The following is a 25,957-nucleotide window of genomic DNA, read 5'->3' as shown; positions in this document are numbered from 1 at the left end:
GGCTACTCCCGTCCGAGGGGTCTCAGTTCGTACTTGGGATTGAACAGCACCCGGCGGCCCCGGCTCATCGAGATCCGGCCCGACGCGATCAGCTTGCGCCCGGGCTCTATCCCCACGATGGAGCGCCTGCCGAGCCACACCACGTCCAGCGCGGCGGAGCCGTCGAACAGCTCGGCCTCCAGCGCGGGGACTCCGGCGCGCGGCCGAAGGGTGACCGTGCGCAAGGTACCAGTTACCGTCACTATCTGGCGGTCCTGACAGTCCCCGATCCGGATGCAGCCGGCCGTCTCGGTGTCCTCCCGCAGTTCCTCGGACTCCAGGTCCTCCTGCGACGAGGAGAGCCGGTCGAGCATGCGCCGGAAGCGGCCCACCGGCTTTTCGGAACGAGGAACAGCACTCATGTCTGAAGCGTACCGGGGCCTGCTGACGAAGGGCGAGGAGCCCATTGACGGCCCCCTGGGGGCGTCCCCGGCCGCCGGCCGCACCCTCACTTCTCGAACCGGTACCCCATCCCCGGCTCCGTGATGAAGTGCTTCGGGTGCGAGGGATCCGCCTCCAGCTTCCGCCGCAACTGCGCCATGTACACGCGCAGATAGTTCGTCTCCGTCCCGTACGCCGGCCCCCACACCTCCCGGAGCAGCTGTTTCTGCCCGACCAGGCGGCCGCTGTTGCGCACGAGGACCTCCAGCAGGTGCCACTCCGTGGGCGTCAGCCGTACGTCCTTGCCGGCGCGGTCGACCTTCTTCGCGGCCAGGTCGACGGTGAACTCGCCGGTGTCGACGATCAGGTCGCCCTCGCCGCCGGCCGGCTCGGCCCGGCGCACGGCGGCCCGCAACCGGGCCAGCAGCTCGTCCATGCCGAAGGGCTTGGTGACGTAGTCGTCGGCCCCCGCGTCCAGCGCCTCGACCTTCTCGTCGGAGGAGTGCCGGGCGGACAGCACCAGGACCGGCACCCGGGTCCAGCCGCGCAGCTCCCTGATCACCTCGACGCCGTCCATGTCGGGCAGGCCCAGGTCCAGGACGACCACGTCGGGATGACGGGCGGCGAGCCGGAGGGCGGTGGCGCCGTCGTGGGCCGCGTCGACCTCGTAGCCACGTGCCTTGAGGTTGATCACGAGGGCCCGCACGATCTGCGGCTCGTCGTCGACCACCAGGACGCGGGTCATGAGGCCTGCCTTTCCGGTTCTCCGGTGGGGTGAGGCTCCGGGCGGGTTCCCGCCGCGCGGAGGGAGAGGACCATGGTGAGCCCGCCGCCAGGGGTGTCCTCGGCGTTCAGGGTGCCGCCCATGGCCTCGGCGAAGCCGCGTGCCACAGCGAGGCCCAGACCCACCCCCGCACCGCGCGGGGCGTCGCCGTGGCGCTGGAAAGGCTCGAAGATGCGGTCCTTGGCCTCGTCGGGGACGCCGGGCCCCCGGTCGACCACCCGCACCTCCACCCGGTCGGCCAGCGCGCTGGCGGCGACCAGCACGGGCGCGCCGGGCGGACTGTACTTGACGGCGTTCTCGACGAGGTTGGCCACCGCCCGCTCCAGCAGCCCGGGGTCCACGGCGGCCATGGGCAGGGTCTCGGGCACGTCCAGGCAGGCGCTGCCGTCGGGGACGCCGCCGAGCGCCATCGGCACCACCTCGTCGAGGTCGATCTCACGGATCAGCGGGGTGACGGTGCCGGTCTGGAGGCGGGACATGTCGAGCAGATTGCCGACGAGGTGGTCGAGGCGGTCGGCGCCCTTCTCGATGCCCTCCAGCAGCTCGGCCCGGTCCTCCTCGGACCACTGGACGTCCTCGGAGCGCAGGGAGGTCACGGCCGCCTTGATCCCGGCGAGGGGGGTACGGAGGTCGTGGCTGACGGCTGCCAGCAGGGCCGTGCGGATGCGGTTGCCCTCGGCGAGCGCGCGGGCCCGGTCGGCCTCCTCCCGGAGCCGGCGGCGGTCCAGGACGACGGCGGCCTGGGCGGCGAAGGCGGCCAGCACCCTGCGGTCCTCCGCGGGCAGCACGCGGCCGGTCAGCGCCAGCGCCATGTGGTCCCCGACGGGCATGTCCACGTCCGCCTGGTCGGGCCGCTCGACGGGGCGTCCCCGCCCGACGCGTCCGGCGCAGGTCCACGGCTCGACGTCGCTCGCCCGTTCCAGCAGGGCCGCCGACTCCATGGCGAAGGTCTCCCGGACGCGCTCCAGCAGGTCCTCCAGGCCCGTCTCGCCGCGCAGCACGTTGCCGGCGAGGAAGGACAGGATCTCGGACTCGGCCCGCAGCCGGGCCGCCTGGTGGGTACGGCGGGCGGCGAGATCGACCACGGAGGCCACCGCCACGCCGACCGCCACGAAGATCACGATGGCGACGATGTTCTTCGGGTCGGCGATGGTCCACCGGTGCAGGGGCGGCGTGTAGAAGTAGTTCAGCAGCAGGGAGCCCAAGGCCGCCGACGCCAGGGCGGGCAGCAGCCCGCCGAGCAGGGCCGCCGCCACCGTCAGCGCCAGGAACAGCAGCATGTCGTTGGCGAGGCCGAGGTCGACGGCGCTGAGCAGTGCCGTGAGGAGGGGCGGGCCGGCGACACCGGTGATCCAGCCCCACACCCGGCGGGAGCGCCCGAGACGCGCGCTCCGGGCCACCGGCAGCCCGCGGCCCTTGGCGACCTCGCCGTGGGTGACGATGTGCACGTCGAGGTCGGGGCCCGACTCCCGGGCGACCGTCGCGCCGACGCCGGGTCCGAAGACGTACTGCCAGGTCTTGCGGCGCGAGGAACCCAGCACGATCTGGGTGGCGTTCACGCCCCGCGCGAAGGCCAGCAGCGCGGCCGGTATGTCGTCGCCGACGACATGGTGGAACGTTCCGCCAAGGTCTTCGACCAGGGTGCGCTGCAGCGCCAGTTCCTTGGGCGAGGCGGCGGTCAGCCCGTCGCTGCGGGCTATGTAGACGGCCAGCACCTCACCGCCCGCGCCCTTCTCGGCCAGCCGTGCGCCCCGGCGGATGAGCGTGCGGCCCTCGGGCCCGCCGGTCAGACCGACCACGATCCGCTCTCGCGAGCCCCAGATCCGCGACACCCGGTGCTCGCTGCGGTACTGGGTGAGGTGGGCGTCGACCCGGTCGGCCACCCACAGCAGCGCCAGTTCGCGCAGGGCGGTCAGGTTGCCGGGACGGAAGTAGTTCGACAGGGCGGCGTCGACCTTGTCGGGCTGGTAGACGTTGCCGTGCGCCATCCGCCGCCGCAGCGCCTGAGGCGTCATGTCGACCAGCTCGACCTGGTCGGCCCGGCGCACCACCTCGTCCGGCACGGTCTCCTGCTGCCGCACCCCGGTGATCGACTCGACGACGTCCCCGAGGGACTCCAGGTGCTGGATGTCGACGGTCGAGACCACGTCGATCCCCGCGGCGAGCAGTTCCTCCACGTCCTGCCAGCGCTTGGCGTTGCGGGAGCCGGGGACGTTCGTGTGGGCGAGTTCGTCCACCAGGGCGACCTGGGGGCGGCGGGCGAGGACGGCGTCGAGGTCCATCTCGGGGAAGAGGGCGCCGCGGTACTCCAGCTCCTTGCGCGGCACCTGCTCCAGGCCGTGCAGCATCACCTCGGTGCGGGGCCTGCCGTGGTGCTCGACGAAGGCCACCACGCAGTCCGTGCCCCGTCCGACGCGGCGGTGCGCCTCGGACAGCATCGCGTACGTCTTGCCGACGCCCGGTGCCGCGCCGAGGTGGATCCGAAGCTTGCCGCGTGCCATGGCTCCATTGTCTTCCGGTGGTCTGCCGAGTCCGGGCTCCGCCGACGGGCCGACCGCGTCGGCCGACGCGAACCGGATCCCGTCACCCGGCCCTTTGCAGCGTCGACCTTACGACCGGAGTGCGCGCCATCCGGAGGTCGGGCGGGGTTCCGGACCGCACTTTGACGGAACTCTGACGCGCCCGGCCACGGTCGGACCGAGCGCCGGGGTTCCCGCCCGGCGCCCGGTCGGTCAGGGGCTCACGCGGGGTTGTCGCCGTGGGTGAGGGTCTCCCAGGCGACGAAGAGGTTGTTGCTGCCGGCGGGACGGCCGCGCTGGGTCAGCGTCGCGGTGTTGGTCATGGCGTGCCCGAGACGGTTGGCCAGAGCGTTGTGACCGACCTCGGTCACCGGCCCGAGGCCGAGCTTGAGCGAGCCGCCGCACAGCCGGCCCTCGGCACCGGCGCCGAGCTGGTACCTGGCGTGGAAGCCGAGCCCGTGCCGCAGCCGCTCGCCCACGTCGGTGCCGTAGAGGTCCTGCCCCTGGATGCGGCTGGTCTCGGCGACGTGCGAGATGGCCGAGAGACCGTAGCCGGTGTGGGTGAAGTCGCGGCAGGTCTCCTGGCTGAGTCCGTTGACGAAGGTCGACTGGCCCTGCCAGTACTTGACGATCTTCTCCCGGGTGTTCAGGTTCTGGCTCGGCACGGTCTTCGGCAGCGCGCCGTCGGACTCCAGGTAGACGTAAGCGGCCGTGCGCGTGCGGAACTTCGCCATGGCCTTGTCGTACGACGCCCTGTCCTCCAGGAAGACGGAGATGCCGACGGCGGCCTCCGTCATCGACAGCTCCCAGTTCCCGTTGGAGTTGGAGCCGTTGATGACCTCGGGCAGGTAGACGGTGCGGAGCATGGTGGCGAAGCGGCCGGAGTTCGCCCAGCTGCCGGTGTACGTGTACTTGATGATCTCGGCGGCCCTGGGCCATGAGGATCCGGCCCAGCCGGTCTGCAGGGGCGCGTTGCTGCCGGTGTGGTCCCTGATCACGGCGGACCAGGCGTCCATCAGCTCGATCGCCTTGCGTGCGTGCCGTTCGTCGCGGGTGAGGTACCAGGCGAGGGCATGGGTGTACGCGGCGATCGCGTCCTCGCGCTCGTCGGTGCAGCCGAGGTCGGGGTTGGAGTACGAACCGCATTCGACGACCGCCCGGGGCTTGGGCGTGCGGTTCAGGCCGGCGTACTTGCTCGCCATCATCTGGTCGAAGGCGCCCTTCCAGGGCTGGGCGCCGGCGTTGACCTTGGAGCGGGTGAAGTCCAACTGGCTCTTGGAGACGGTGACTCCGGGGTGGGCGAAGGCTGCCGGGGCGGCGTCTGCGGGCCAGGCGAGGACACCGGCGACGAGGGCGGCCGAGGCCGTGAAAAGAGCGGTTCTGCGCATGCGTGAGGGGCCTTCCGTTCTCGTATGTGAACGTTAAGCGCCTTTATGAACAGACGCGTTGGCCGGAGACGCTAGGTACGGACCAATGCGCCGTCAAGGTTCCGCGCATGAGAAAGGGCCGCACCCCCGCGGGGTACGGCCCTGGTGTCTCTGTGAGGTCAGCGAACCTCGGTGATCTCCGGTCCGCGCTGGAGCTGGCCCATTCCGCCCGCGAAACGGGAACCTTCCTCCTGCTGGACGCCCTCGGGGACCATCTGGGCGTCGTTCGGCAGCTTCAGGACGATCGGGTCGCGGGGCGCCATCGGGCCCTCGCCGCGGACCACGACCGTGTCCCGGAAGATCTGCTCGAGCAGCCCGGCGGCCTGCGGCTGCACGGCGCCCTGACCCGAGATGACCCCGCGCAGGAACCAGCGGGGGCCGTCCACACCGACGAACCGCACGACCTGGAAGCCGCCGGTGCCGTCCGGCAGCTGTACGGGCACCTGCGCGCGCAGCTCCCAGCCCAGCGGTCCCTCGACCTCGTCGATGATGCCGCCCTGCTGCGTGATGCCGGTGCCGATCTCCTCGCGCACCTCGCCCCAGATGCCCTCGCGCTTGGGCGCGGCGAAGCCCTGCAGCTGGATGGCACTGTCGCGCAGCACGACCGTGGCCGCGACGATCGCGTCGCCCGCTACCTCGACCCTGAGTTCCATGCCGTCGACGCCCGGCACGAACAGACCGCCCAGATCGACCCGGCCTTCGCCCGGGTCACGGACCTCGGAGCTGTCCCAGGGGCCGTCGGGGCGCGGCGCGGGCTCCAGCCTCAGGCGCTCGCGCTCTTCGTCCGCCTCGGTGTCGACACCGTCGACGACCTGCTCGGCCTCGCCGGCCGCGCCCTCGGCGGCATCACTCTTCTTGCGACGTCCGAACACGTCACTGTCCTTCCCGGTCGGATACGACCGAAGCGTATCGATTCCCACCCGCCTGACCGCCCAGGGCGGCCTGACCGCTTGTGCCGCTCGTCCCGTCCACCGCGGCATGGCCTCCGGTGGAGCCGAAGCCCCCTTCGGCCCGCGCGGAGCCGGGAAGTTCCGCCACCTCCTGGAAGCGGACCCTCTCGACCTGCTGGACCACCAGTTGGGCAATCCGGTCGAAGCGCTCGAACCGCACGGCCTCGCGCGGGTCGAGATTCACCACGATCACCTTGATCTCCCCACGGTACCCGGCATCAACCGTCCCCGGGGCATTCACCAGGGCGACGCCGCAGCGAGCGGCCAGACCGGATCGCGGGTGCACGAAGGCTGCGTACCCCTCCGGCAGCGCCACAGACACTCCCGTGGGCAGCACGGCCCGCTCGCCCGGCTCCAGCCGGCACGCCTCGGTGGTGCGCAGATCGGCCCCGGCGTCCCCGGGCTGCGCGTACGACGGAAGTGGTACGTCCGGATCGACGCGCCGGATCAGCACCTCCAGCGGCTGCCGGCTCACGGGGCGGCCTGTGCTCACGGGTTCACCTCGAAGGCACGGGCGCGCCGGACCTGGTCCGGGTCGTTCATGGCCGCCTGGATCTCCTCCTGGCGGCCGTGGTCGACGAAGTGGTCGACCTTCACCTCGATGAAGAGGGCGTCGGCGCGCACGGCGACGGGCCCGTCGGGACCGCCGACGCGGCCGGTCGCGGTGGAGTAGATCTTCCGCCCTGCCACGGCCGTCACCTCCGCTTCCAGGTGCAGCGTGGTGCCGACGGGCACGGGCCGCACGAAGTCGGTCTCCAGCCGCCCGGTCACCGCGATCGTGCGCAGCAGCCAGTTCAGCGAGCCGAGGGTCTCGTCCAGCGCGGAGGCGAGCACACCGCCGTGCGCGAGACCCGGGGCGCCCTGATGGGCGGGCTGGACGGTGAACTCGGCGGTGAGCGACACGCCCTCGCCGGCCCGCGCCTCCAGGTGCAGCCCGTGCGGCTGGTCGCCACCACAGCCGAAACACTCGCCGTAGTGCGCGCCGAGGACCTCACCGGGCGCGGGCGCGTCCGGGTGCCGCACCGGTCGCACGGCGTCGGCCGGGGGTGGAAGAGCTGCGGAAGTACCACTCACAGCCGGAGACCTTACCCGCGCGTCGGCCCTTTCCGGACACCGTGTCAAGCTAGGCCTCATGCAGCTCTCCGCCGCTCCGTACGAAGAACGCCTGACCGCTCCGCGGACCTGGTGGCTGATCTCGTTCCTCGTGGGCGTCTCGATGGCCCTGATCCTGCTCCCGTTCGGCACCTTGCCGATGCTCGGCGGCCTGGCCGGGGGCACCGCGGTGGCGGCCGTCGCCGCGAGTTCGTACGGCTCGGTGCGCATCCGCGTGGTCGGCGACTCCCTGATCGCGGGCGAGGCGAAGATCCCGCTGGCGGCCCTCGGCGAGGCCGAGGTGCTGGACGCCGAGGAGGCCCGCGCCTGGCGCACCTACAAGGCCGACCCGCGCGCCTTCCTCCTGCTGCGCGCGTACATCCCCACGGCTCTGCGCGTGGACGTCACGGACCCGCAGGATCCGACTCCGTACCTGTACCTGTCCACGCGCGAGCCGGAGCGCCTGGCGGAGGCACTGCGGACGGCGAAGCCGGAGTAGCACACCCGGGCGAGGCGTCACCCCGGCCGCCGTGTTGACGGGCCGGTCTCAGCGTCCGTCGCCGTGCTCGCTGTCGTTTCCGCCGTCGCGCCGGTGGTCCGTGTGGCGGCCCAGGGGATCGTGCGTGATCTCGCCCATCTCCAGGGCGTCCGCCGGACGTTCCAGGGCGGGGAGTGTCTCCAGGGCCTCCCAGGGCACCTGGATCTTGCGCAGGTCCCCCCGGATCCGGCCGGCGAGCTTTCTCGTCTCGCCGCGGTTCATGACCGCCCCTACGGCGGCTCCCACCAGGAACGGCATCAGGTTCGGCATGTTGCGGACCATGCGCTTCATGATCCGCTGCCGCAGTTCGCGTTTCATGCGGCTGTTCAGCGCCGTGCTGACGGTCGACGGCTTGGACGCGTCGATGCCGCGCTCCCCCGACCAGGAGTCGAGGTACGCGGTGCTGCGCTGCTTGAGATTGCCGGGCGGCCGTACGCCGTAGACCTCGTGGAGTTCGGCGATCAGCTTCAGCTCGATCGCCGCGACGCCGGTGACCTCCGCGGCCAGTTCCGTCGGCATCGCCGGTGGCACGGGGAGCATCGCGGCCGCGCCGACACCGGCTCCGACCGACGCCGTCGCCTTCGCCGCGCCCGCCACGAGCTTGTCCGCCAGCTCCTCGGGGCCGAGGCCCGGGAACTGCCTGCGCAGTGTCGCCAGGTCCCGTACGGGGACGCGCGGGGCCAGTTCGATGATCCGGTCGGCGAGGTAGGCGATGCCGGCCCGGGCCCGGTCGCCGCCCTTGCGGGCGCCCGCTCTGGCCCGCTCGCGGATCGTCCCCGCCCGCCGTCTCGCGACGGGTGCGGGGACGTCCACGGATACCGGGAGGTCACCCCGGTCCGCTGCCGGTTCGAGCGAGGCCGGCTCCGGACCGGTTGAGCCTCGCTCGTCCCCACGCACGCCGTGCCGCGGGCCGTCCATCGGCCCTTCGTCCGCTTTTCGCTTGGAGAAGCGGCGCTTCCAGGGAGGGGTCGAGCCAGTCACGGCCGACCCGCCCTCAGTCGCAGTCGCGGCAGATCGGCTGACCGTTCTTCTCCCGGGCCAGCTGGCTGCGGTGGTGCACCAGGAAGCAGCTCATGCACGTGAACTCGTCCTGCTGCTTCGGGAGCACCCGGACGGCCAGCTCCTCGTTCGAGAGGTCGGCTCCGGGCAGCTCGAGGCCTTCGGCGGCCTCGAACTCGTCGACGTCCACGGCGGAGGCCGACTTGTCGTTCCTCCGGGCCTTCAGCTCTTCGAGACTGTCCGAGTCGACGTCGTCGTCGGTCTTGCGTGGAGTGTCGTAATCGGTTGCCATGGTCGCTCTCCCCCTCTGGGTGTCTGCGGTGTCTCCAGCGCACGTAACGCGTGAGAGGCCGGACTTGTGCCCGACCTGAGGCGGAGATTTTGCCTCACATCAAGGTCTGTTACTCAATCGACACCCAACCGGACCCCTGACGAGTGATCGGCTTGGATGGCGATGGGGACCGTACACGGTCCGAATGCTGCACGCCAAAGGCGTCTCACCGTGTACTTCCCGTGATCAAGACCCCCGAAAACCGGGATTTTCCCGGCTTTACGACAGCGTGCATGATCACGGAGAGTGGATGGCTGGAAAGGCGCCCCTGTGATCGATCACACACGGTGCACGCGCGGTGAAGGCTCAGAAATTCCGCGCAAAGCGAACATCCCCGCGTACTGCCGAGTTGATCGGCGACATGATCTCAGATGGGCAGCGTGACGCGCATGACGAGTCCACCTCCCTCACGCGGCTGGGCATAGATGTGCCCGCCGTGCGCCCGGGCCACGGACCGGACGATGGACAACCCGAGCCCCACGCCCTTGTCGCTGCCCGTCCGCTCCGTGCGCAGCCGCCGGAACGGCTCGAAGAGGTTGTCGATCTCGTACGCCGGCACCACCGGACCCGTGTTGGAGACGACCAGGACCGCCTGGCCGTGCTGGACCTCGGTGGTGACCTCGACCCAGCCGTCCTCCGCCACGTTGTAGCGCACGGCGTTCTGCACGAGGTTGAGCGCGATCCGCTCCAGCAGCACGCCGTTGCCCTGCACGACGGCGGGCTTCTGCTCGCCCCGGATCACGACGCCCTTGCTCTCGGCCTCGCCGTTCACCTGGTCGATGGCCTGCGAGGCGACCTCGGCGAGGTCCACGGGCCCCCGCTCGACGACCTGGTTGTCGCTGCGGGCGAGCAGCAGCAGGCCCTCGACGAGCTGCTCGCTGCGCTCGTTGGTGGCGAGCAGGGTCTTGCCGAGCTGCTGGAGCTCCATCGGCGCGTTCGGGTCGGACAGGTGCACCTCCAGGAGCGTGCGGTTGATCGCCAGCGGCGTCCGCAGCTCGTGCGAGGCGTTGCCGACGAAACGCTGCTGTGCCGTGAAGGCGCGCTGCAGCCGCTCCAGCATGTCGTCGAAGGTGTCCGCCAGCTCCTTCAGCTCGTCGTCCGGGCCGTCCAGCTCGATCCGGCGGGACAGGTCGGAGCCCGCCACCGCCCGGGCGGTGCGGGTGATCCGGCCCAGCGGCGACAGGACGCGGCCGGCCATCGCGTAGCCGAAGGCGAAGGCGATGACCGCCAGACCCAGCAGCGCCAGCAGGGAACGGCTGAGCAGGTCGTCCAGGGCGTGCCGGCGCTGCTCGTTGACGCACGCGTTCATGGCGTTGTTGAACTCGCTCGGCGACGCCTGGTCGGGCAGGTTGCAGATGTCGCTGGTGACCTTGCCCTCGACGATCTTGAAGGGCAGGTCACTGCCCACGTGCAGCGCCTGGGCGGCCAGCAGGTAGATGATCGACAGCAGCAGGATGCCGGCGATCAGGAACATGCCGCCGTAGAGCAGCGTGAGCCTTATGCGGATGGTCGGGCGCAGCCACGGGAAGGGCGGCACGGGCCTTCGGGGGTCCCAGGTCGGCTTGGGGGGCGCCTGCGGGGGCGCGGGAGTCGTTGCCACGGGGTATCAGATCCGGTAGCCGGAGCCGGGGACGGTGACGATGACGGGGGGCTCACCCAGCTTGCGGCGCAGGGTCATGACGGTCACGCGCACGACGTTCGTGAACGGGTCGGTGTTCTCGTCCCAGGCCTTCTCCAGGAGCTGCTCCGCGGAGACGACGGCGCCCTCGCTGCGCATCAGCACCTCCAGGACCGCGAACTCCTTCGGAGCGAGCTGGACCTCCTGGCCGTCGCGGAACACCTCGCGCCGGTTGGGGTCGAGCTTGATCCCGGCGCGCTCCAGGACGGGCGGCAGGGGCACGCTGGTCCGCCGGCCGAGGGCGCGCACCCGCGCGATGAGCTCACTGAAGGCGAACGGCTTGGGCAGGTAGTCGTCGGCGCCGATCTCCAGCCCCTCGACCCGGTCGCTGACGTCACCGGAGGCCGTCAGCATCAGCACGCGCGTGGGCATGCCCAGTTCGACGATCTTGCGGCAGACGTCGTCGCCGTGCACGACCGGGAGGTCGCGGTCGAGGACGACCACGTCGTAGTCGTTGACGCCGATGCGCTCCAGGGCGGCCGCACCGTCGTACACGACGTCGACGGCCATGGCCTCCCGGCGCAGTCCGGTGGCCACCGCATCGGCGAGCAGCTGCTCGTCCTCGACGACGAGTACGCGCACGTTGCTGGTCCTTCCTCATGTCCACCCGCGCAGCCCGTCACCGGGCACACGTGGGCAGGGGTCTTCGACAATGCTCGGTGTGTTGCCCTCCATCCTGCCCTTTTCGGCCATAAGTCGGAGGTAAGGCGGGTGAGAGGACGGTGCCCCCGGTGGGAATACGAGATTTTCTCCCCCGGTTAGGTTTCCACGGAAGGGAGCTTGGGGAGGACGGCTTTACATCCCACGATCACGCTCTGCTGGCGCCGCACCACCATGCGGTGCGCATCAATCCGCTTTCCGCAGGGCGGGCGTGGGTGTCCGGCACCGTCGCCGCCCGGCCGAGCGGCGCTGGGCATCCACATTGCGGCGTGATCGTCCCTTCCGAACGGCACACCCCCGTGCCACCGACCCACGACCCAGGACGAGGGGGCGCAGCATGGACGCATTCACCGCAGGACTTCTGCAGCGCATAAGGGCGACCGAGTCCGATCTGTCCCGGGCTCGCGACGAGGGCGACGAGTTCCTCGTCGACGTGGAGCAGGGCGAGCTCGACGACCTGCGCCGTCTCGCCGCCGAGCACGGTGTGCAGGTCGGTGCGGCGAGTTTCTGATCACGCAGTGAGAGCGGGCCCCGGCGAATCCAGCGCCGGGGCCCGCCGCGTTGTCACAGGGGCGCGTTCACCCGGTCTTCATCGCGCCGTCGGCCATTGTCGGGCAGCGCGGCCTCCTCAGTCGTGCCAGGCTCCGAAATCCTCCAGGAGCCGCTGGAGAGGCTCGAAGACGCCGGGGGTACCCGCCACCGCCAGATCGCCCGACGGGCGCTCTCCGGGGCGTCCACCGGTCAGCGCGCCCGCCTCCCGGGCGATCAGGTCCCCCGCCGCGAGGTCCCAGGGGTGCAGGCCGCGCTCGTAGTAGCCGTCGAGGCGTCCCGCGGCCACGTCGCACAGGTCGACCGCGGCAGAGCCGCCGCGCCGGATGTCCCGCAGCAACGGGATCAGCCGCTGGGCCACATCGGCCTGGTGGGCGCGGACGCCGGCGACGTAGTTGAAGCCCGTCGAGACCAGCGCGTGGTCCAGCGGCGGCGCGGGCCGGCAGGCCAGGGTGCGCTCACCGTCCCAGGCACCGGTGGCCCAGGCGCCCCGGCCGCGCACGGCGTGGAAGGTCTCACCGCGCATCGGGGCCGTGACGACTCCGACGACGGTCTCGCCGTCCTGCTCGGCGGCGATCGAGACGGCCCAGGTGGGCAGCCCGTACAGGTAGTTCACCGTGCCGTCGAGCGGGTCGATCACCCAGCGGACGCCGCTCGTGCCCTCCGTGGCGGCGCCCTCCTCGCCGAGGATGCCGTCGTCCGGGCGGTGCTCGGCGATCAAGCCGGTGATCAGCTTCTCCGCCGCGATGTCCATCTCGGTGACGACGTCGATGGGGCTGGACTTGGTCGCGGCGACCGCGAGGTCCGCCGGACGTCCGTCCCGCAGCAGCGCGCCGGCGCGGCGGGCGGCTTCCCGGGCGAGGTCGAGCAGGTCCGTGTGCAAGGGGTCGGTCACGGGGCTCCTCAGGCGTAGGGGCTGTCGGCGCCCGCGGCGGCGGGCCGGGGGGCTCGGGCCGGGCAGCAGCCGACCGGGCAGAGGTTGTGGCTCGCCCCGAGGGCGCCGAGGGCGCACGGCGTGACGTCCTGCCCGCGCTCGACGGCGGCACGCTCCGTGACGAGCTCGCGGATCGCGGCGGCGAACCTCGGATCGGCGCCGACGGTGGCCGAGCGCCGCATCGGCAGCCCGAGCTCCTCGGCCCGGGCCCTGGCCTCCGTGTCGAGGTCGTAGAGGACCTCCATGTGGTCGGAGACGAAACCGATGGGGGCGATGACGACGGCCGGGACACCGGCCGCGTGCCGCTCGTCGAGGTGGTCGCAGATGTCGGGCTCCAGCCACGGGATGTGCGGGGCGCCGGAGCGGGACTGGTAGACGAGCTGCCAGGGATGGTCGACGCCGGTGCGCTCCCGAACGGCGTCGGCGATCTGCTGCGCCACGTCCAGGTGCTGCTTCACGTACGCGCCGCCGTCGCCGTGCTCCCCGACGGGGCCGGAGGTGTCGGCGGAGGCCGTCGGGATCGAGTGCGTCGAGAAGGCGAGGTGCGCCCCGTCCCGGACGTCCTCGGGAAGCTCGGCGAGGGACTGGAGCACGCCGTCGATCATGGGCTCCAGGAAGCCCGGGTGGTTGAAGTAGTGCCGCAGCTTGTCGACCTTCGGCGGCTCCAAACCCTCCGCCTCCAGCGCCGCGAGCGCGTCGGCGAGGTTCTCGCGGTACTGGCGGCAGCCCGAGTAGGAGGCGTAGGCGCTGGTGGCGAGGACCAGGATGCGGCGGCGGCCGTCGCGGACCATCTCGCGCAGGGTGTCCGTCAGGTACGGCGCCCAGTTGCGGTTCCCCCAGTAGACCGGCAGGTCCAGGCCGTGGTCGGCGAAGTCCTTGCGCAGGGCGTCCAGCAGGGCGCGGTTCTGGTCGTTGATCGGGCTGACCCCGCCGAACAGGAAGTAGTGCTGCCCGACTTCCTTGAGGCGTTCCTTGGGGATGCCGCGCCCGCGCGTCACGTTCTCCAGGAACGGAACCACGTCGTCCGGGCCTTCCGGGCCGCCGAACGAGAGCAGGAGCAGGGCGTCGTAGGGGCTGACATCGCGCGCGTCTGGCATGAGTCCGATCCTGCCACCCTGCACCGACAGCCGGGAAACGGCGGGGTGACACCGGCGCGGCCGACGGGCCGGAGGGCGCCGCGCAGCCGACGGACGCGAGCGCCGGAGCGAGTGCGCGTTGGGCCGGGCGCGAGCGCCGGAGTCAGTGCGGGCCGGGCCGGGCCGGACGGGAGTGGCGGGGCGAGCGGGTGTTGGGCCGGACGGGTGCGTCGGGGCGTTCCGGGCCGTAAGCTGTGTCGACTGCGTTCGCAGCTTACTGAGCCCTTCGGAGAACCCGTTGCCCAGCCCCTACCGCGCCTTGTTCGCAGCCCCAGGCTCCAAGGGTTTCTCCGCCGCGGGCTTCCTCGGCCGGATGCCGCTGTCGATGATGGGCATCGGCGTGGTCACGATGATCTCGCAGCTCACCGGGCGGTACGGGTTGGCCGGTGGCCTGTCGGCGACCATCGCGCTGGCCGCCGGGGTGGCCGGGCCGCAGGTCTCCCGCCTGGTGGACCAGTACGGGCAGCGGCGGGTGCTGCGTCCGGCCACGCTGATCTCGCTCACGGCGGCGGCCGTCCTGCTGTTCGCCGCGCATTACGGGTGGCCCGACTGGGTGCTGTTCGCGGCCTGCGTGGGCATCGGCTGCGTGCCGAGCGTCGGCGCGATGGTCCGGGCCCGCTGGGCGGCGCTGTACCGCGGCACGCCGCAGCTGCACACCGCGTACTCCTTCGAGTCCGTCGTGGACGAGGTGTGCTTCGTCTTCGGGCCGATCGTCTCCATCGGCCTGTCCACGGCATGGTTCCCGGAGGCCGGCCCCCTGCTCGCCGCCTGCTTCCTGGCCGTCGGCGTGTTCTGGCTGACCTCGCAGCGCGCCACCGAGCCCGAGCCGCACCCGCGGGAGCGGAAGGGCGCCGGCAGCGCGATGCGCGCGCCGGGGCTTCAGGTCCTGGTGGCCACCTTCGTCGCCACCGGCGCGATCTTCGGGGCGGTCGACGTGGTCACGGTGGCCTTCGCCGAAGAGGAGGGCCACAAGGCCGCGGCGAGCGTCGTCCTCGCGCTGTACGCGGGTGGTTCCTGTGTCGCGGGCATGGTCTTCGGGCTGCTGCACTTCGCCGGGCCGCCGGAACGTCGGTGGCTGCTGGGCGTGTGTGCCATGGCCGTGAGTATGATCCCCCTCCTACTGGTCGGAAACTTGCCGTTTCTGGCCGTGGCGCTGTTCGTTGCGGGTCTGTCCATCGCTCCGACGATGATCACGACGATGTCCCTCATCGAAGAGCACGTACCACGCGCGCAGCTCACCGAAGGCATGACCTGGGTGAGCACCGGGCTCGCGGTGGGGGTCGCACTCGGCTCCTCCGCGGCCGGCTGGGTGATCGACGCGGCCGGGGCGCGTGCGGGGTACGGGGTTCCGGCGGTGGCCGGGGCCGTCGCGGTCGCGGTGGGTTTCCTCGGGTTCCGCCGGCTCAAGCGACCGGCACCGGGTCGGGGAGGCTCCGTTGAGCAGCACAGCGAACGGAAAGAACGGCACGTGGCGTAACTGGGGCGGCAACGTCTCGGCACGTCCCGCGCGAGAGGTCACCCCTGCCTCCGTCGACGAGCTGGCCGCCGCGGTGCGGCGGGCCGCCGAGGACGGTCTGAAGGTGAAGGCGGTCGGCGCCGGGCACTCCTTCACGTCCATAGCCGCGACGGACGGTGTGCTGATCCGTCCTCAGCTGCTGACCGGTATCCGCGGCATCGATCGCGAGAACATGACGGTCACGGTGGAGGCCGGCACCCCGCTCAAGAGGCTCAATGTGGCCCTCGCGCGTGAGGGCCTGTCGCTCACGAACATGGGCGACATCATGGAGCAGACGGTCTCCGGAGCCACCAGCACCGGCACGCACGGCACGGGCCGCGACTCCGGCTCGATCGCCGCCCAGATCAAGGGCATGGAGCTGGTCACCGCCGACGGCTCGGTTCTCACCTGCTCCGAGAAGGAGAACCCGGAGGTCTTCGCCGCCGCCCGGGTCGGCCTCGGCGCCCTGGGCCTCGTCACCGCGATCACCTTCGCCGTCGAGCCGGTCTTCCTGCTCACGGCCCGCGAGGAGCCGATGCCGTTCGACCGGGTCCTCTCCGACTTCGAGGAACTGTGGGCCGAGAACGAGCACTTCGAGTTCTACTGGTTCCCGCACACCGGCAGCACCAACACCAAGCGCAACAACCGCAGCGCGGGACCGGAGAAGCCCGTACCGCAGCTCAAGAGCTTCATCGAGGACGAGTTCCTCTCCAACGGCGTCTTCCAGGTGGCCAACTGGGTCGGCCGCGCGGTGCCCGCCACGATCCCCGCGATCGCCCAGATCTCCAGCAAGGCGTTGTCCGCGCGGACCTACACGGACATCCCGTACAAGGTCTTCACGTCGCCGCGCCGGGTGCGCTTCGTGGAGATGGAGTACGCCGTTCCGCGCGCGGCCGTCGTCGAGACGCTGCGCGAGCTGAAGACGATGGTCGACCGCTCGGGCCTCAGGGTCAGCTTCCCCGTCGAGGTGCGCACCGCCCCCGCCGACGACATCACACTGTCCACCGCCTCCGGCCGGGACAGCGCGTACATCGCCGTCCACATGTTCCAGGGCACGCCGTACCAGCGGTACTTCACGTCCGCCGAGCGCATCTTCACCGCCCACGAGGGCCGTCCGCACTGGGGCAAGATCCACACCCGGGACGCCGAGTACTTCTCCCGGGTGTATCCGCGCTTCGGCGAGTTCACGGCGCTGCGGGATCGTCTCGACCCCGATCGGCTGTTCCAGAACGACTACTTGCGGAGGGTTCTGGGGGCGTAGGGGGCGCACTGGGGTTGCGCTCCCCGCACCCTCGCTCCCCCGTGGCGCTCGAAGTCGGGACCGGACTCGGCGTCGTGCCGCCGCCGCTGAGACCGCGGTCCGACGCCGGGTCGTGGGTACTGATTCCGGCCATCGCCCCGCCCAGGGCGACGGCCGCCGTGAGCGCCGGCCGCTTCCGGCGCGCGGTCAGCGTGCCGGCGGTGAACACGCCCGGCCGCGAGCACCCCCGGCGCGGGCCCTTGGTTCCGATTCAGGTGATTACGTGAAGTAGCCCACGTTCAAGATCGAGAGTTGGGGGCAGGAGAAGCCAAGTCCCACCCCTCGCCAGAAGTTGGGCGGCGCGCCAATCCACGCACGTGGCCCGAATGGAGTACTGTTGCGAGCCCTGGGTCCGGTCTCCCGTCAGGGTGTACAGGGCCTTAAGGACCGCCGGGAGGGGGCTAGTTGCACAGGGTGACAGAGTTCGTCACTTAGCGTTGCGAATAGGTAACCGTGCCATAACGGCGATCCAGGGCACACGCCCGACACGCCGGGCAACTCGGCAAGGTTGTGGCAGGCTGCACCCGGGCAGGCCACACTCGACTAGCGGAAGCAGCGACGCACGTGACGTCGGCAGGCACCACCCGGGAGGTCCCCATGCCCGAACTGCGTGTCGTGGCCGTCTCGAATGACGGCACACGGCTGGTGCTGAAGGCTGCCGACTCTACGGAGTACACCCTTCCGATCGACGAACGCCTGCGCGCTGCCGTGCGCGGCGACCGTCCGCGTCTCGGCCAGATCGAGATCGAGGTCGAGAGCCACCTCCGCCCCCGCGACATCCAGGCGCGTATACGTGCCGGCGCGACCGCGGAAGAGGTCGCGCAGATGGCCGGCATCCCCGTCGACCGGGTGCGGCGCTTCGAGGGCCCTGTGCTCGCCGAGCGTGCGTTCATGGCCGAGCGGGCCCGCAAGACCCCGGTCCGCCGCCCCGGCGAGAACTCGGGCCCGCCCCTCGGCGAGGCCGTGCAGGAGCGGCTGCTGCTGCGGGGCGCCGACAAGGACACCGTCCAGTGGGACTCGTGGCGTCGCGACGACGGCACGTGGGAGGTCCTGCTGGTCTATCGCGTCGCGGGCGAACCCCACTCGGCGAGCTGGACGTACGACCCGCCCCGGCGGCTCGTCCAGGCCGTCGACGACGAGGCGCGCTCCCTGATCGGCGAGTCCGACGACCTGTCCGCGCCCGAGCCCAGCTTCCCGTTCGTCCCCCGGATCGCCCGGCTGCCGCGAGACAGACCGCTGGACCGCCCCGAGCGCGAGCGGCCCAGCCTGCCCGCGCAGGCGTCCGAGCCGATCGAGGAGACCACCGGCGAGCGCGACTCGCTGACCAGCCTGCTCGAAGCGGTGCCGAGCTTCCGCGGCGACCTGGTGGTTCCGGAACTCCCCCCGGCGGAGACCGAGGAGGAGCCCGTCGTCGTCGCCGAGGTCGAGGAGGAGGAGCCTCCGGCTCCCGCGGCCTCGGCCGGTTCCGCCTACGCGGATGTCCTCATGCCGCGCAGTGTGGGCAGCCACCGCGACCGGCTCATCGGCGCCACCGACCGCCAGGCCGAAGCGGACGGCGTACGCCCGGGCCGCAGGGCGGCCGTCCCTAGCTGGGACGAGATCGTGTTCGGCACGCGGCGCAAGAAGCAGGAGTAGCCGGGCCGGCTCTCGAACGAGTCATTCCGATGAGGAAGGGCCACGCCGTGCGGGCGCGGCCCCTTCTTCATGTCGGATCACTGCGGGTCAGGACCGACGGCGACCGGCCGGTCCGGGTCCGAGGACCACTCCGACCAGGACCCCACGTACAGCTCGGCCGGAATACCGGCGGCCGCCAGGGCCAGGACCTGGTGGGCGGCGGAGACCCCCGAACCGCAGTACACGCCGACCCTCGAACGCTCGGTCACACCGAGCCCCTTGAACCGGTCCCGCAGCTCCGCGGCGGGAAGGAAACGCCCGTCGGCCCCCACGTTCTCCGTGGTGGGCGCCGACACCGCGCCCGGAATGTGCCCGGCCACCGGGTCGATCGGCTCCACCTCACCGCGGTACCGCTCCCCCGCCCGCGCGTCCAGCAGCACCCCGGACCGTGCCAGCGCCGCGGCGGCATCCGCGTCGAGCAGCCCCGTCGCACCCGGCTCGGGCACGAAGTCACCCTCCTGCGGAGCCGGCACGGACTTCTCCAACGGACCCTCCCAGGACGGCAACCCGCCGTCGAGGACTCGCACGTCCGGGTGACCCGTCCAGCGCAGCAGCCACCACGTCCGGGCCGCCGCCCAGCCCTGGCCGCCGTCGTAGACGACCACCGGCGCACCGGCCGAGACGCCGGCCCGGCGCATCGCGGCACCGAAGCGCGCGAGGTCGGGCAGGGGGTGCCGGCCGCCGGCGCCCGGCGCGGAGGCCAACTCCCGGTCCAGGTCGACGTAGACGGCTCCGGGCAGATGCCCCGCCTCGTAGGCGGCCCGGCCGTCGAACGGCGGCTCGCCGGCCGCCTTGGCCGCGGTGAGCTGCCAGCGGACGTCGAGCAGGACCGGCGGGCGGGCGCCGGTGAGATCCCTGGCGAGGTCGGATGCGGAGATGATGGCGTTCATGGCCCCATCCTCGCGCACGGGGGGTGGCCGCGCCGTCCGTGTCCGGCTACTCTGCTCGGCCGGAGCGGGGCGATCACGCGGCGTGCAGGAACAAGCACATGCTGTACAGCTGAGCGAAACCCGCCGACAAGCGCGCCGTGAGCACAGGTGCCCGCACATCGGGCATTCTCCCGGACACGGGACGCCCCACAGGGCCGCCCCGCCAGGCTGCGGAGAGCACGGCCACCGCGAGGCCGAGAAGAGAGTGACGATGACCGACGCACGGGGGTCCGCCGGGCCAAACAGCGACACACCCGCTCGGCACGCGCCCGGCGCGCCCTGCTGGGTGAGCCTGATGGTGCACAGCCCGGACGCGACCGAGGAGTTCTACGGAGCGCTGTTCGGCTGGGAGTTCCAGCCGGGCCCCCAGCAGCTCGGGCCCTATGTGCGCGCGCTGCTCGACGGGCGCGAGGTGGCCGGCGTCGGAGGGCTGCCGCCGGACCGTCATCTGCCCATCGCGTGGACGCCCTACTTCGCCTCGGAGAACGTGGATCTGACGGCCGAGGCGGTGCGCAGCCGCGGCGGCACGATCGGAGTGGGCCCGCTCGACGCGGCCGATGCCGGCCGCATGGCCATCGGCTCCGACCCCTCCGGCGCGGTCTTCGGCATCTGGCAGGCCGCCGCGCACCTCGGCACCACCGTCGCGGGCGTCCCCGGCACACCCGCCTGGAACGAACTGCTGACCTACGAGTCGGCCGGCGTCGCCAAGTTCTACCGCACGGTGTTCGGCTACGAGGAGGAGCCGGTGGTCTCCGCCGACTTCGACTACGTGACGCTGCAGCTGGGCGGCAGGCCCGTCGCCGGCATCCACGGCCTCGGGCACGCCCTGCCCCGCGACCGGGGACCGCACTGGGTCACGTACTTCCAGGTGGCCGACGCCGACGACGCCCTGGACCACCTGGTCCACCTCGGCGGGCAGATCCTCAAGCCGGTGCACGACACCGCCCACGGGCGGGTGGCGCATGTGTCGGACCCGGAAGGGGCGCGGTTCGCGCTGTTGCAACGCCCGAGCTGAGGCCCGGCGCGCCGGCCGCGGGTCAGGCGGACGTCACCGGCAGCACGTCCGGGGACAGGGCCGCGGCGCGGGACGTCGCCGCTGTCATCCGGCGGCGGTGATGACGCCGGCACAGGACCTCGTAGCCGACCTCGTCGGCGGAGTGGGTGACGTCGCCGACGACCACCTGGGCGCCCTCGACGACCATCACCCCGCCTATCGTGCGGGCGTTGTGGGTGGCGCGGGCTCCGCACCAGCACAGGGCCTCGACCTGGAGCACCTCGACCCGGTCGGCCAGTTCCACCAGCCGCTGCGAGCCGGGGAACAGCTTGGAGCGGAAGTCGGTCGTGATGCCGAAGGCGTAGACGTCGAGGCTCAGGTCGTCGACCACACGCGCGAGTTGGTCGATCTGCTCCGGCGCGAGGAACTGCGCCTCGTCGGCGATCACGTAGTCCGCGCGGCCGCCCTGCGAGAGGTGGTCGACGAGATGGCTGTAGAGGTCCTGCCCGTCCCCGACCTCCACCGCGTCCGTCACCAGGCCGAGGCGTGAGGACAGCTTGCCCTCGCCGGCACGGTCGTCGCGCGAGTAGATCATGCCCTGCAGACCGCGCGCCGAGCGGTTGTGCTCGATCTGGAGAGCCAGCGTCGACTTCCCGCAGTCCATCGTTCCGCAGAAGAACACCAGCTCGGGCATGTGGAGTTGAGCACCTTTCGGCGTGAGAGGACAGGGTGGGGCATCTGGAGCCCTCGGGGTGGGGCTGTTTCAGGAGCGTACTTCGAGCAGGGGGACGAGCTGCTCGGCGGGGGTCATCGAACCGTGGTTGCCGACCATCGCCGACTCCTTCGGCTCCCGCTCGGAGGCGATGAGCAGGACGTCGTCGCGGGCGGCCGCGACCACGTCGCCGATCCTGCCGTACACCCGTTCGTCGATCCGCGGGCCGAACCAGCCCGCCGCGATGGCCTCGTCGCGTGAGGCCATCCAGAACTGCTCGCCGAGCACCTCGCGCCAGCAGGTCAGGACGTCGTTCGCCGCGCCGGGCACCGCGTAGACGTGGCGGGCACGGCCCTCGCCGCCGAGCAGGGCGACACCGGCGCTCAGCTCCCAGTCCTCGTCGAAGTCGATGCGGTGCTGCTCGTCGAAGGGCACGTCGATCATGCCGTGGTCGGCGGTGACGTAGAGGGCGCTGCGCGGCGGCAGTTGCTCGGCCAGGCGCTGGACCAGGCGGTCGGCGTACATGAGCTGGCCGCGCCAGGTGTCGGAGTCGACGCCGTAGCGGTGGCCGGCGCCGTCGACCTCGGCGTAGTACGTGTACACCAGGGAGCGGTCGCCCGCGGCCAGTTGCTCGGCCGCCAGGTCCACGCGGTCCTCGCCGGACAGCCGCCCCAGGAACGTTCCTCCACTGAGCGCGACCTTGGTCAGCGGAGTGTTCTCAAAGGTCGGGGACGACACCTGCGCGGCGTGCACCCCGGCCGCGTGCGCCAGCTGGAAGACCGTGGGGTACGGCTGCCAGGCGCCGGGCGGGGACCACGGCTGCCAGCGCAGCTGGTTCATCAGCTCGCCGGTGTCAGGGTTGCGGACGGTGTAGCCGGGCAGGCCGTGCGCGCCGGGTGGCAGTCCGGTGCCGACGGAGGCGAGGGAGGTCGCGGTGGTCGCCGGGTAGCCGGCGGTGAGCGGACGCCCCGTGCCACCGCGGGAGGTGGCCAGCAGGGACGTCATGAAGGGGGCGTCCTCGGGATGCGCCCTGAGCTGCTCCCAGCCGAGGCCGTCGATCAGGAAAACGCAGTTCCGGTCGGCGGGGGTCAGCTCGGTGATCGAGGCGCTCATGTCCGGTACGCCCAGGCCGGCGGCCAGGGTGGGCAGGAGGTCGGCGAGTGATCCGCTGCCGTACTGGGGGGCCGGTGCGGAGGCGACGGTGAGCGGTTCGGGGTGCTGGTCCCAAGCCGTGTCGAGCTGCGCCATCAGCGGGTCGTGTCCGCGGTCGCCTCGGAGAGGGCCTGCGCGAAGGCGAGCGCCTCCCGCACGGTCTCCGGTCCGTCCCCGGCCTCGCTGACACGCAGGCTGAGGTCGTCCGCCGTCGAGTTGCCGGTGTAGCCGTGGTCCGCCTCGCAGTTGGGGTCGCCGCAGGCGGCCGGCTCCAGGTCGATGCGCGAGACGGCGCCCCAGCCGATGGTGAGGACCACTTCGCGGGGCAGCGTTCCCGGCTTGTACGACTCGGGGTTGGCGACCACGCGACTGACCACGACCGACGAGATGCGGCCGATCTTCACGGACTCCGTCGACGTCGTGGCGTACGGCGTCGGAGAGGTGCTGTCGGCGGCCTGCTCGTCGGTGTGGCTGACGATGAAGCGGGTGTCCGTGAGGACGAGCACCGTCACGTGCCGCCGTACCTCGTTCTGGTCGAACGTCGTCTCCTGGTGGACCAGGTACGACCGCATGGGCTCACCGCCCACGGCGGCCTCCACCGCCTCGGCCACGAGGGCCGGGTAGTAGCCGCTGCGCTCGATCGCCGCCCGCAGCCCCTGGGTCGTCGTACTGGTCTTGGCCATGACGCCCATCCTACGGGGGACCACTGACTGCGAGGGACCGCTCGCCCCCGGTCAGTACGCGGGGAGCGTGCGCGGGCCGAGGTCGTCGCGGGCGGGAGGGGGCGCGAGGCGGACGGAGGCGCCGAGGACGCTCAGGCCGTGCGAGGCGACGACGACCGGCTCCAGGGTGACCGCGACGACCTCGGGGTGGTCGTCGACCAGCCGGGACACCCGCAGGAGCAGCTCCTCCAGGGCGCGGGTGTCGGCCGGTGCGGAGCCGCGCCAGCCGAACAGCAGCGGGGCGGTGCGGATCGAGCGCACCAGCGAGGTCGCCTCCCGGTCGGTGACCGGGATCAGCCGGTGCGCGGTGTCCCCGAGCAGTTGCGAGGCGGCCCCGGCGAGCCCGAAGGAGAGCACGGCTCCGGCCGCGGGGTCGATGACGGCCCGTACGACGACGTCCACGCCGCGCGGTGCCATCCGCTGCACCACCGGCCGCAGCTCCTCCGGCGCACCGAACAGCTCGGTCAACTCGGCGTAGGACCGGCGCAGTTGGTCCTCGTCCGCGAGGTCGAGGCGGACGCCGCCCAGGTCGGCGCGGTGCCGCAGGTGCGGGGCGGTGGCCTTGAGGGCGACCGGGTAGCCGAGGGTGCGGGCGGCCTCGGCGGCGGCGTCGGGGGTCGGGGCGGGCAGGGCACGGTGGACCTGGACGCCGTAGTGGCCGAGGAGGTCGCAGGTCTCGTCCGTGCCGAGGGTGAGCCCCTGCCCGCGCGCCAGCAGGCCGTCGATCAGCGCGGCGGCGCCCCTCTCGTTGATGTCCTCGTACTCGGGCACCTTGCCGGGGTCGGCGGCGTCGCGTCGCCACTGCGCGTAGGTGACGGCCTGGCCGAGGGCGCGGACGGCGCGCTCCGCGGCGGGGTAGGCGGGGATGAGGTGGGTGTCCTCGGGAGCCTCGGCGGCGGGGGGCTGGGTCGCGGCGGGGGGCTGCGCCGCGGCAGGGGGCTGCGCCGCGGCGCGAGCCGGACCGGGGGCACTTTGCGGTGGATTGTCCACCCCGGCCTGTGGTGCCGTACTCGCCGCCGCCGACAGGGCTTCCGCCAGACCGCCGAGCTCCACGTGGACCACGAGGACCGGCTTGGCCGGGGCCGCCGCCGATGCCGAGCGCAGGGCCTGCGCGAGAGCCGCGTCGCCGACCGAGCCCTCCCCCACCGCCGGTATGGCGGTGACGACGACGGCGTCGCACCGGTCGTCGGCCAGCGCGCGGGACAGGGCCGCGTGGAAGTCGGCCGCGGACGCCGCCGTGGTCAGGTCCTGCGGAGGGTGCGGCCGCAGGCCCTCGGCGAGGCACGCGTCGTAGGTGAGCAGGCCGAGCGACTCGGAGTTGCCGAGGATCGCCACTCTGGGTCCTGCGGGCAGGGGCTGGCGGTCGAGCAGCAGGCCCGCGTCCACCAGCTCGGTGATCGTGTCGACGCGGATGACTCCGGCCTGCCTCAGCAGCGCCGACACCGTCGCGTGCGGGAGCCGGGTCGCCCGTACGGCGTGCCCCTGGGGGGCGGCGCCGTGCCGCGCGCCCTGGACGACGACCAGGGGCTTGGCCGCGGCGGTCCGGCGGGCGAGGCGGGTGAACTTGCGGGGATTGCCGATGGACTCCAGGTACATGAGGACGACGTCGGTGTCGGGGTCCTCGTACCAGTACTGCAGGACATCGTTGCCGGAGACGTCGGCGCGGTTGCCGGAGGAGACGAAGGTGGAGACGCCGGTCACGCCCGTGACGCCGCCGCCGCGCCGGTGCAGCCGGGAGAGCAGGGCGATGCCGATGGCGCCGGACTGGGCGAACAGGCCGATCCGGCCGGGGCGCGGCACCTCGGGGGCGAGGGAGGCGTTGAGCCGTACCCGTGGGGAGGTGTTGATGATGCCGAAGGCGTTCGGGCCGATGATCCGCATGCCGTACGTGCGCGCGTGCCGCACGAGTGCGCGCTGGCGTTCGCGCCCCTCGGGGCCACTCTCGGCGTACCCGGCGGAGACCACGACCAGGCCCTGCACGCCGTGTTCGCCGCACTCGGTGACGACCTCGGGGACGTGCTCGGCCGGGACGGCGACGACGGCGAGGTCCACGGGGCCGTCGATGTCCCGCACCGAGCGGTGGGCGCGCACCCCGTCGAGCTCCTTCTGCTCCTCGGGAAGGGCCTTGTTCACCGCGTAGAGGCGGCCGGTGTACCCGGCGTCCCTGATGTTCCCGAGGACGCTGCGGCCCACGCCGCCCGGTGTGCGGCCGGCGCCGATCACGGCGACCGAGCCGGGGGCGAGCAGCCGCTGCACGGACCGTGCCTCGGCGCGGTGTTCGCGGGCGTACTGCACGGCCAGGGAGCGGTCGGTGGGTTCGAGGTCGAACTCGAGACGGACGACACCGTCCTCGAAGCTGCGCTTCTGGGTGTAGCCGGCGTCCGTGAACACCTTGATCATCTTGGTGTTGGCGGGCAGCACCTCGGCGGCGAAGCGGCGGATGCCGCGCTCGCGGGCGACGGCGCCGATGTGTTCGAGCAGCGCGGAGGCGACCCCGCGGCCCTGGTGGGCGTCCTGCACGAGGAAGGCGACCTCGGCCTCGTCGGCGGGTGCGGACGCGGGCGTTCCGTCCGCGCCGATCCGGTCGTAGCGTACGGTGGCGATGAACTCGCCGCCCACTGTGGCCGCGAGTCCCACCCGGTCCACAAAGTCGTGGTGCGTGAAGCGGTGGACGTCCTTGGCGGACAGGCGAGGGTACGGCGCGAAGAAGCGGTAGTACTTCGACTCGTCGGAGACCTGCTCATAGAAGCTGACCAGGCGATCGGCGTCATCAACGGTGATGGGCCGGATGCGCGCGGTACCCCCGTCGCGCAGCACCACGTCGGCTTCCCAGTGGGCGGGATACTCGTGCCGGTCCGGCGAGGTCTGCATGGGCCCCAGAGTACGGCTAGCGCCTGACAGCGGCGCGAGGCAGTCTGTGGAGGGCGTCAGTCGGGTCGAGGCCGCGATCCGACGGCACCCC

Annotated in this window: 24 protein-coding genes; 6 read left to right on the top strand and 18 right to left on the bottom strand. The window is 72.0% G+C overall.

From position 1 onward, the window contains the following. Positions 1 to 2: 2 nt before the first annotated feature. From ABTX60_RS31725 to ABTX60_RS31695, 7 genes are all read right to left on the bottom strand, one after another. On the bottom strand, positions 3 to 401 hold the full coding sequence (locus ABTX60_RS31725; RefSeq protein ID WP_104781211.1) for an OB-fold nucleic acid binding domain-containing protein: 399 nt from the start codon (positions 399 to 401) through the stop codon (positions 3 to 5). A gap of 86 nt (positions 402 to 487) precedes the next feature. After that, the gene (locus tag ABTX60_RS31720) at positions 488 to 1,165 is read right to left on the bottom strand and encodes a response regulator (protein ID WP_352100446.1); all 678 of its coding nucleotides are present in this window, start codon (positions 1,163 to 1,165) and stop codon (positions 488 to 490) included. After that, entirely contained in the window at positions 1,162 to 3,705 is a 2,544-nt protein-coding gene (locus tag ABTX60_RS31715; RefSeq protein ID WP_352100445.1) for a sensor histidine kinase, read from the bottom strand. Before ABTX60_RS31715 ends, ABTX60_RS31720 begins: the two co-directional genes overlap by 4 nt. Before the next feature lie 239 nt (positions 3,706 to 3,944). Continuing rightward, positions 3,945 to 5,111 carry an alginate lyase family protein gene (locus ABTX60_RS31710; protein WP_352100444.1) on the bottom strand — a complete coding sequence of 389 codons (1,167 nt, stop codon included), beginning with the start codon at positions 5,109 to 5,111 and terminating at the stop codon, positions 3,945 to 3,947. 158 nt (positions 5,112 to 5,269) lie between these two features. Further along, entirely contained in the window at positions 5,270 to 6,022 is a 753-nt protein-coding gene (locus ABTX60_RS31705) for a DUF3710 domain-containing protein (RefSeq protein WP_352100443.1), read from the bottom strand. A 1-nt stretch (position 6,023) separates the two neighbouring features. Continuing rightward, positions 6,024 to 6,593, bottom strand: coding sequence for a dUTP diphosphatase (dut, locus tag ABTX60_RS31700; protein WP_502992437.1), 570 nt, complete (start codon positions 6,591 to 6,593; stop codon positions 6,024 to 6,026). Beyond that, positions 6,590 to 7,174 carry a PaaI family thioesterase gene (locus ABTX60_RS31695; protein WP_352100442.1) on the bottom strand — a complete coding sequence of 195 codons (585 nt, stop codon included), beginning with the start codon at positions 7,172 to 7,174 and terminating at the stop codon, positions 6,590 to 6,592. Before ABTX60_RS31695 ends, dut begins: the two co-directional genes overlap by 4 nt. 58 nt (positions 7,175 to 7,232) lie before the next feature. On the opposite strand from ABTX60_RS31695, the gene ABTX60_RS31690 reads away from it, so the two are divergent. Beyond that, on the top strand, positions 7,233 to 7,691 hold the full coding sequence (locus ABTX60_RS31690; RefSeq protein ID WP_352100441.1) for a DUF3093 domain-containing protein: 459 nt from the start codon (positions 7,233 to 7,235) through the stop codon (positions 7,689 to 7,691). Positions 7,692 to 7,739: 48 nt separating this feature from the next. On the opposite strand, the gene ABTX60_RS31685 is transcribed toward ABTX60_RS31690, so the two are convergent. The 4 genes from ABTX60_RS31685 to ABTX60_RS31670 form a co-directional block, all read right to left on the bottom strand. Beyond that, complete coding sequence (locus ABTX60_RS31685; RefSeq protein WP_352100440.1) at positions 7,740 to 8,711, bottom strand: hypothetical protein; 972 nt, start codon at positions 8,709 to 8,711, stop codon at positions 7,740 to 7,742. A gap of 13 nt (positions 8,712 to 8,724) precedes the next feature. Next, positions 8,725 to 9,021 (bottom strand): DUF4193 domain-containing protein, encoded by a 297-nt coding sequence (locus ABTX60_RS31680; protein ID WP_003993510.1) that lies wholly within the window; start codon positions 9,019 to 9,021, stop codon positions 8,725 to 8,727. Between the two features lie 406 nt (positions 9,022 to 9,427). After that, positions 9,428 to 10,660, bottom strand: coding sequence for a sensor histidine kinase (locus ABTX60_RS31675; protein WP_344462850.1), 1,233 nt, complete (start codon positions 10,658 to 10,660; stop codon positions 9,428 to 9,430). Between the two features lie 6 nt (positions 10,661 to 10,666). Further along, positions 10,667 to 11,320, bottom strand: coding sequence for a response regulator transcription factor (locus ABTX60_RS31670; protein ID WP_053670977.1), 654 nt, complete (start codon positions 11,318 to 11,320; stop codon positions 10,667 to 10,669). A gap of 415 nt (positions 11,321 to 11,735) precedes the next feature. Here ABTX60_RS31670 and ABTX60_RS31665 point away from each other — a divergent pair, with 415 nt between their 5' ends. Further along, a complete protein-coding gene (locus tag ABTX60_RS31665; protein ID WP_352100439.1) occupies positions 11,736 to 11,909 on the top strand; it encodes a hypothetical protein in 174 nt (57 codons plus the stop codon). A gap of 117 nt (positions 11,910 to 12,026) precedes the next feature. On the opposite strand, the gene ABTX60_RS31660 is transcribed toward ABTX60_RS31665, so the two are convergent. After that, entirely contained in the window at positions 12,027 to 12,842 is an 816-nt protein-coding gene (locus ABTX60_RS31660; protein WP_352100438.1) for an inositol monophosphatase family protein, read from the bottom strand. 8 nt (positions 12,843 to 12,850) lie between these two features. Next, positions 12,851 to 13,978 carry a ferrochelatase gene (locus tag ABTX60_RS31655; RefSeq protein ID WP_352100437.1) on the bottom strand — a complete coding sequence of 376 codons (1,128 nt, stop codon included), beginning with the start codon at positions 13,976 to 13,978 and terminating at the stop codon, positions 12,851 to 12,853. A 277-nt stretch (positions 13,979 to 14,255) separates the two neighbouring features. On the opposite strand from ABTX60_RS31655, the gene ABTX60_RS31650 reads away from it, so the two are divergent. The 3 genes from ABTX60_RS31650 to sepH all read left to right on the top strand — a co-directional run bounded on the left by ABTX60_RS31650 (position 14,256) and on the right by sepH (position 18,447). Continuing rightward, positions 14,256 to 15,494, top strand: a complete 1,239-nt coding sequence (locus ABTX60_RS31650) for an MFS transporter (protein WP_352100436.1) — start codon at positions 14,256 to 14,258, stop codon at positions 15,492 to 15,494. After that, positions 15,454 to 16,773, top strand: a complete 1,320-nt coding sequence (locus ABTX60_RS31645; RefSeq protein WP_352100435.1) for a D-arabinono-1,4-lactone oxidase — start codon at positions 15,454 to 15,456, stop codon at positions 16,771 to 16,773. Before ABTX60_RS31650 ends, ABTX60_RS31645 begins: the two co-directional genes overlap by 41 nt. A 636-nt stretch (positions 16,774 to 17,409) precedes the next feature. Continuing rightward, a complete protein-coding gene (sepH, locus tag ABTX60_RS31640) occupies positions 17,410 to 18,447 on the top strand; it encodes a septation protein SepH (protein ID WP_104781224.1) in 1,038 nt (345 codons plus the stop codon). A gap of 77 nt (positions 18,448 to 18,524) precedes the next feature. On the opposite strand, the gene ABTX60_RS31635 is transcribed toward sepH, so the two are convergent. After that, on the bottom strand, positions 18,525 to 19,376 hold the full coding sequence (locus ABTX60_RS31635; protein WP_352100434.1) for a sulfurtransferase: 852 nt from the start codon (positions 19,374 to 19,376) through the stop codon (positions 18,525 to 18,527). A 250-nt stretch (positions 19,377 to 19,626) separates the two neighbouring features. Here ABTX60_RS31635 and ABTX60_RS31630 point away from each other — a divergent pair, with 250 nt between their 5' ends. After that, positions 19,627 to 20,430: a VOC family protein gene (locus ABTX60_RS31630; protein ID WP_352100433.1), complete on the top strand. Its 804-nt coding sequence runs from the start codon at positions 19,627 to 19,629 to the stop codon at positions 20,428 to 20,430. A 22-nt stretch (positions 20,431 to 20,452) separates the two neighbouring features. Here the strand turns inward: ABTX60_RS31630 and ABTX60_RS31625 are convergent, their stop codons facing one another. The 4 genes from ABTX60_RS31625 to ABTX60_RS31610 form a co-directional block, all read right to left on the bottom strand. After that, a complete protein-coding gene (locus tag ABTX60_RS31625; RefSeq protein WP_053670985.1) occupies positions 20,453 to 21,103 on the bottom strand; it encodes a thymidine kinase in 651 nt (216 codons plus the stop codon). A gap of 69 nt (positions 21,104 to 21,172) precedes the next feature. Continuing rightward, positions 21,173 to 22,369: an alkaline phosphatase family protein gene (locus ABTX60_RS31620; RefSeq protein ID WP_352100432.1), complete on the bottom strand. Its 1,197-nt coding sequence runs from the start codon at positions 22,367 to 22,369 to the stop codon at positions 21,173 to 21,175. Beyond that, the gene (locus ABTX60_RS31615; RefSeq protein ID WP_170320912.1) at positions 22,369 to 22,956 is read right to left on the bottom strand and encodes a DUF5998 family protein; all 588 of its coding nucleotides are present in this window, start codon (positions 22,954 to 22,956) and stop codon (positions 22,369 to 22,371) included. The genes ABTX60_RS31620 and ABTX60_RS31615 overlap by 1 nt, the downstream gene beginning before the upstream one ends. A gap of 51 nt (positions 22,957 to 23,007) precedes the next feature. Beyond that, positions 23,008 to 25,866 (bottom strand): bifunctional acetate--CoA ligase family protein/GNAT family N-acetyltransferase, encoded by a 2,859-nt coding sequence (locus ABTX60_RS31610; RefSeq protein WP_352100431.1) that lies wholly within the window; start codon positions 25,864 to 25,866, stop codon positions 23,008 to 23,010. Between the last annotated feature and the right edge of the window lie 91 nt (positions 25,867 to 25,957).

Source organism: Streptomyces sp. NPDC126510 (genome assembly GCF_040302345.1).
In the GTDB taxonomy this organism is placed as follows: Bacteria; Actinomycetota; Actinomycetes; order Streptomycetales; family Streptomycetaceae; genus Streptomyces.
The sequence above is the reverse complement of the archived record's forward strand: the minus strand, read 5'-3'. Positions and strand labels throughout refer to the sequence as shown.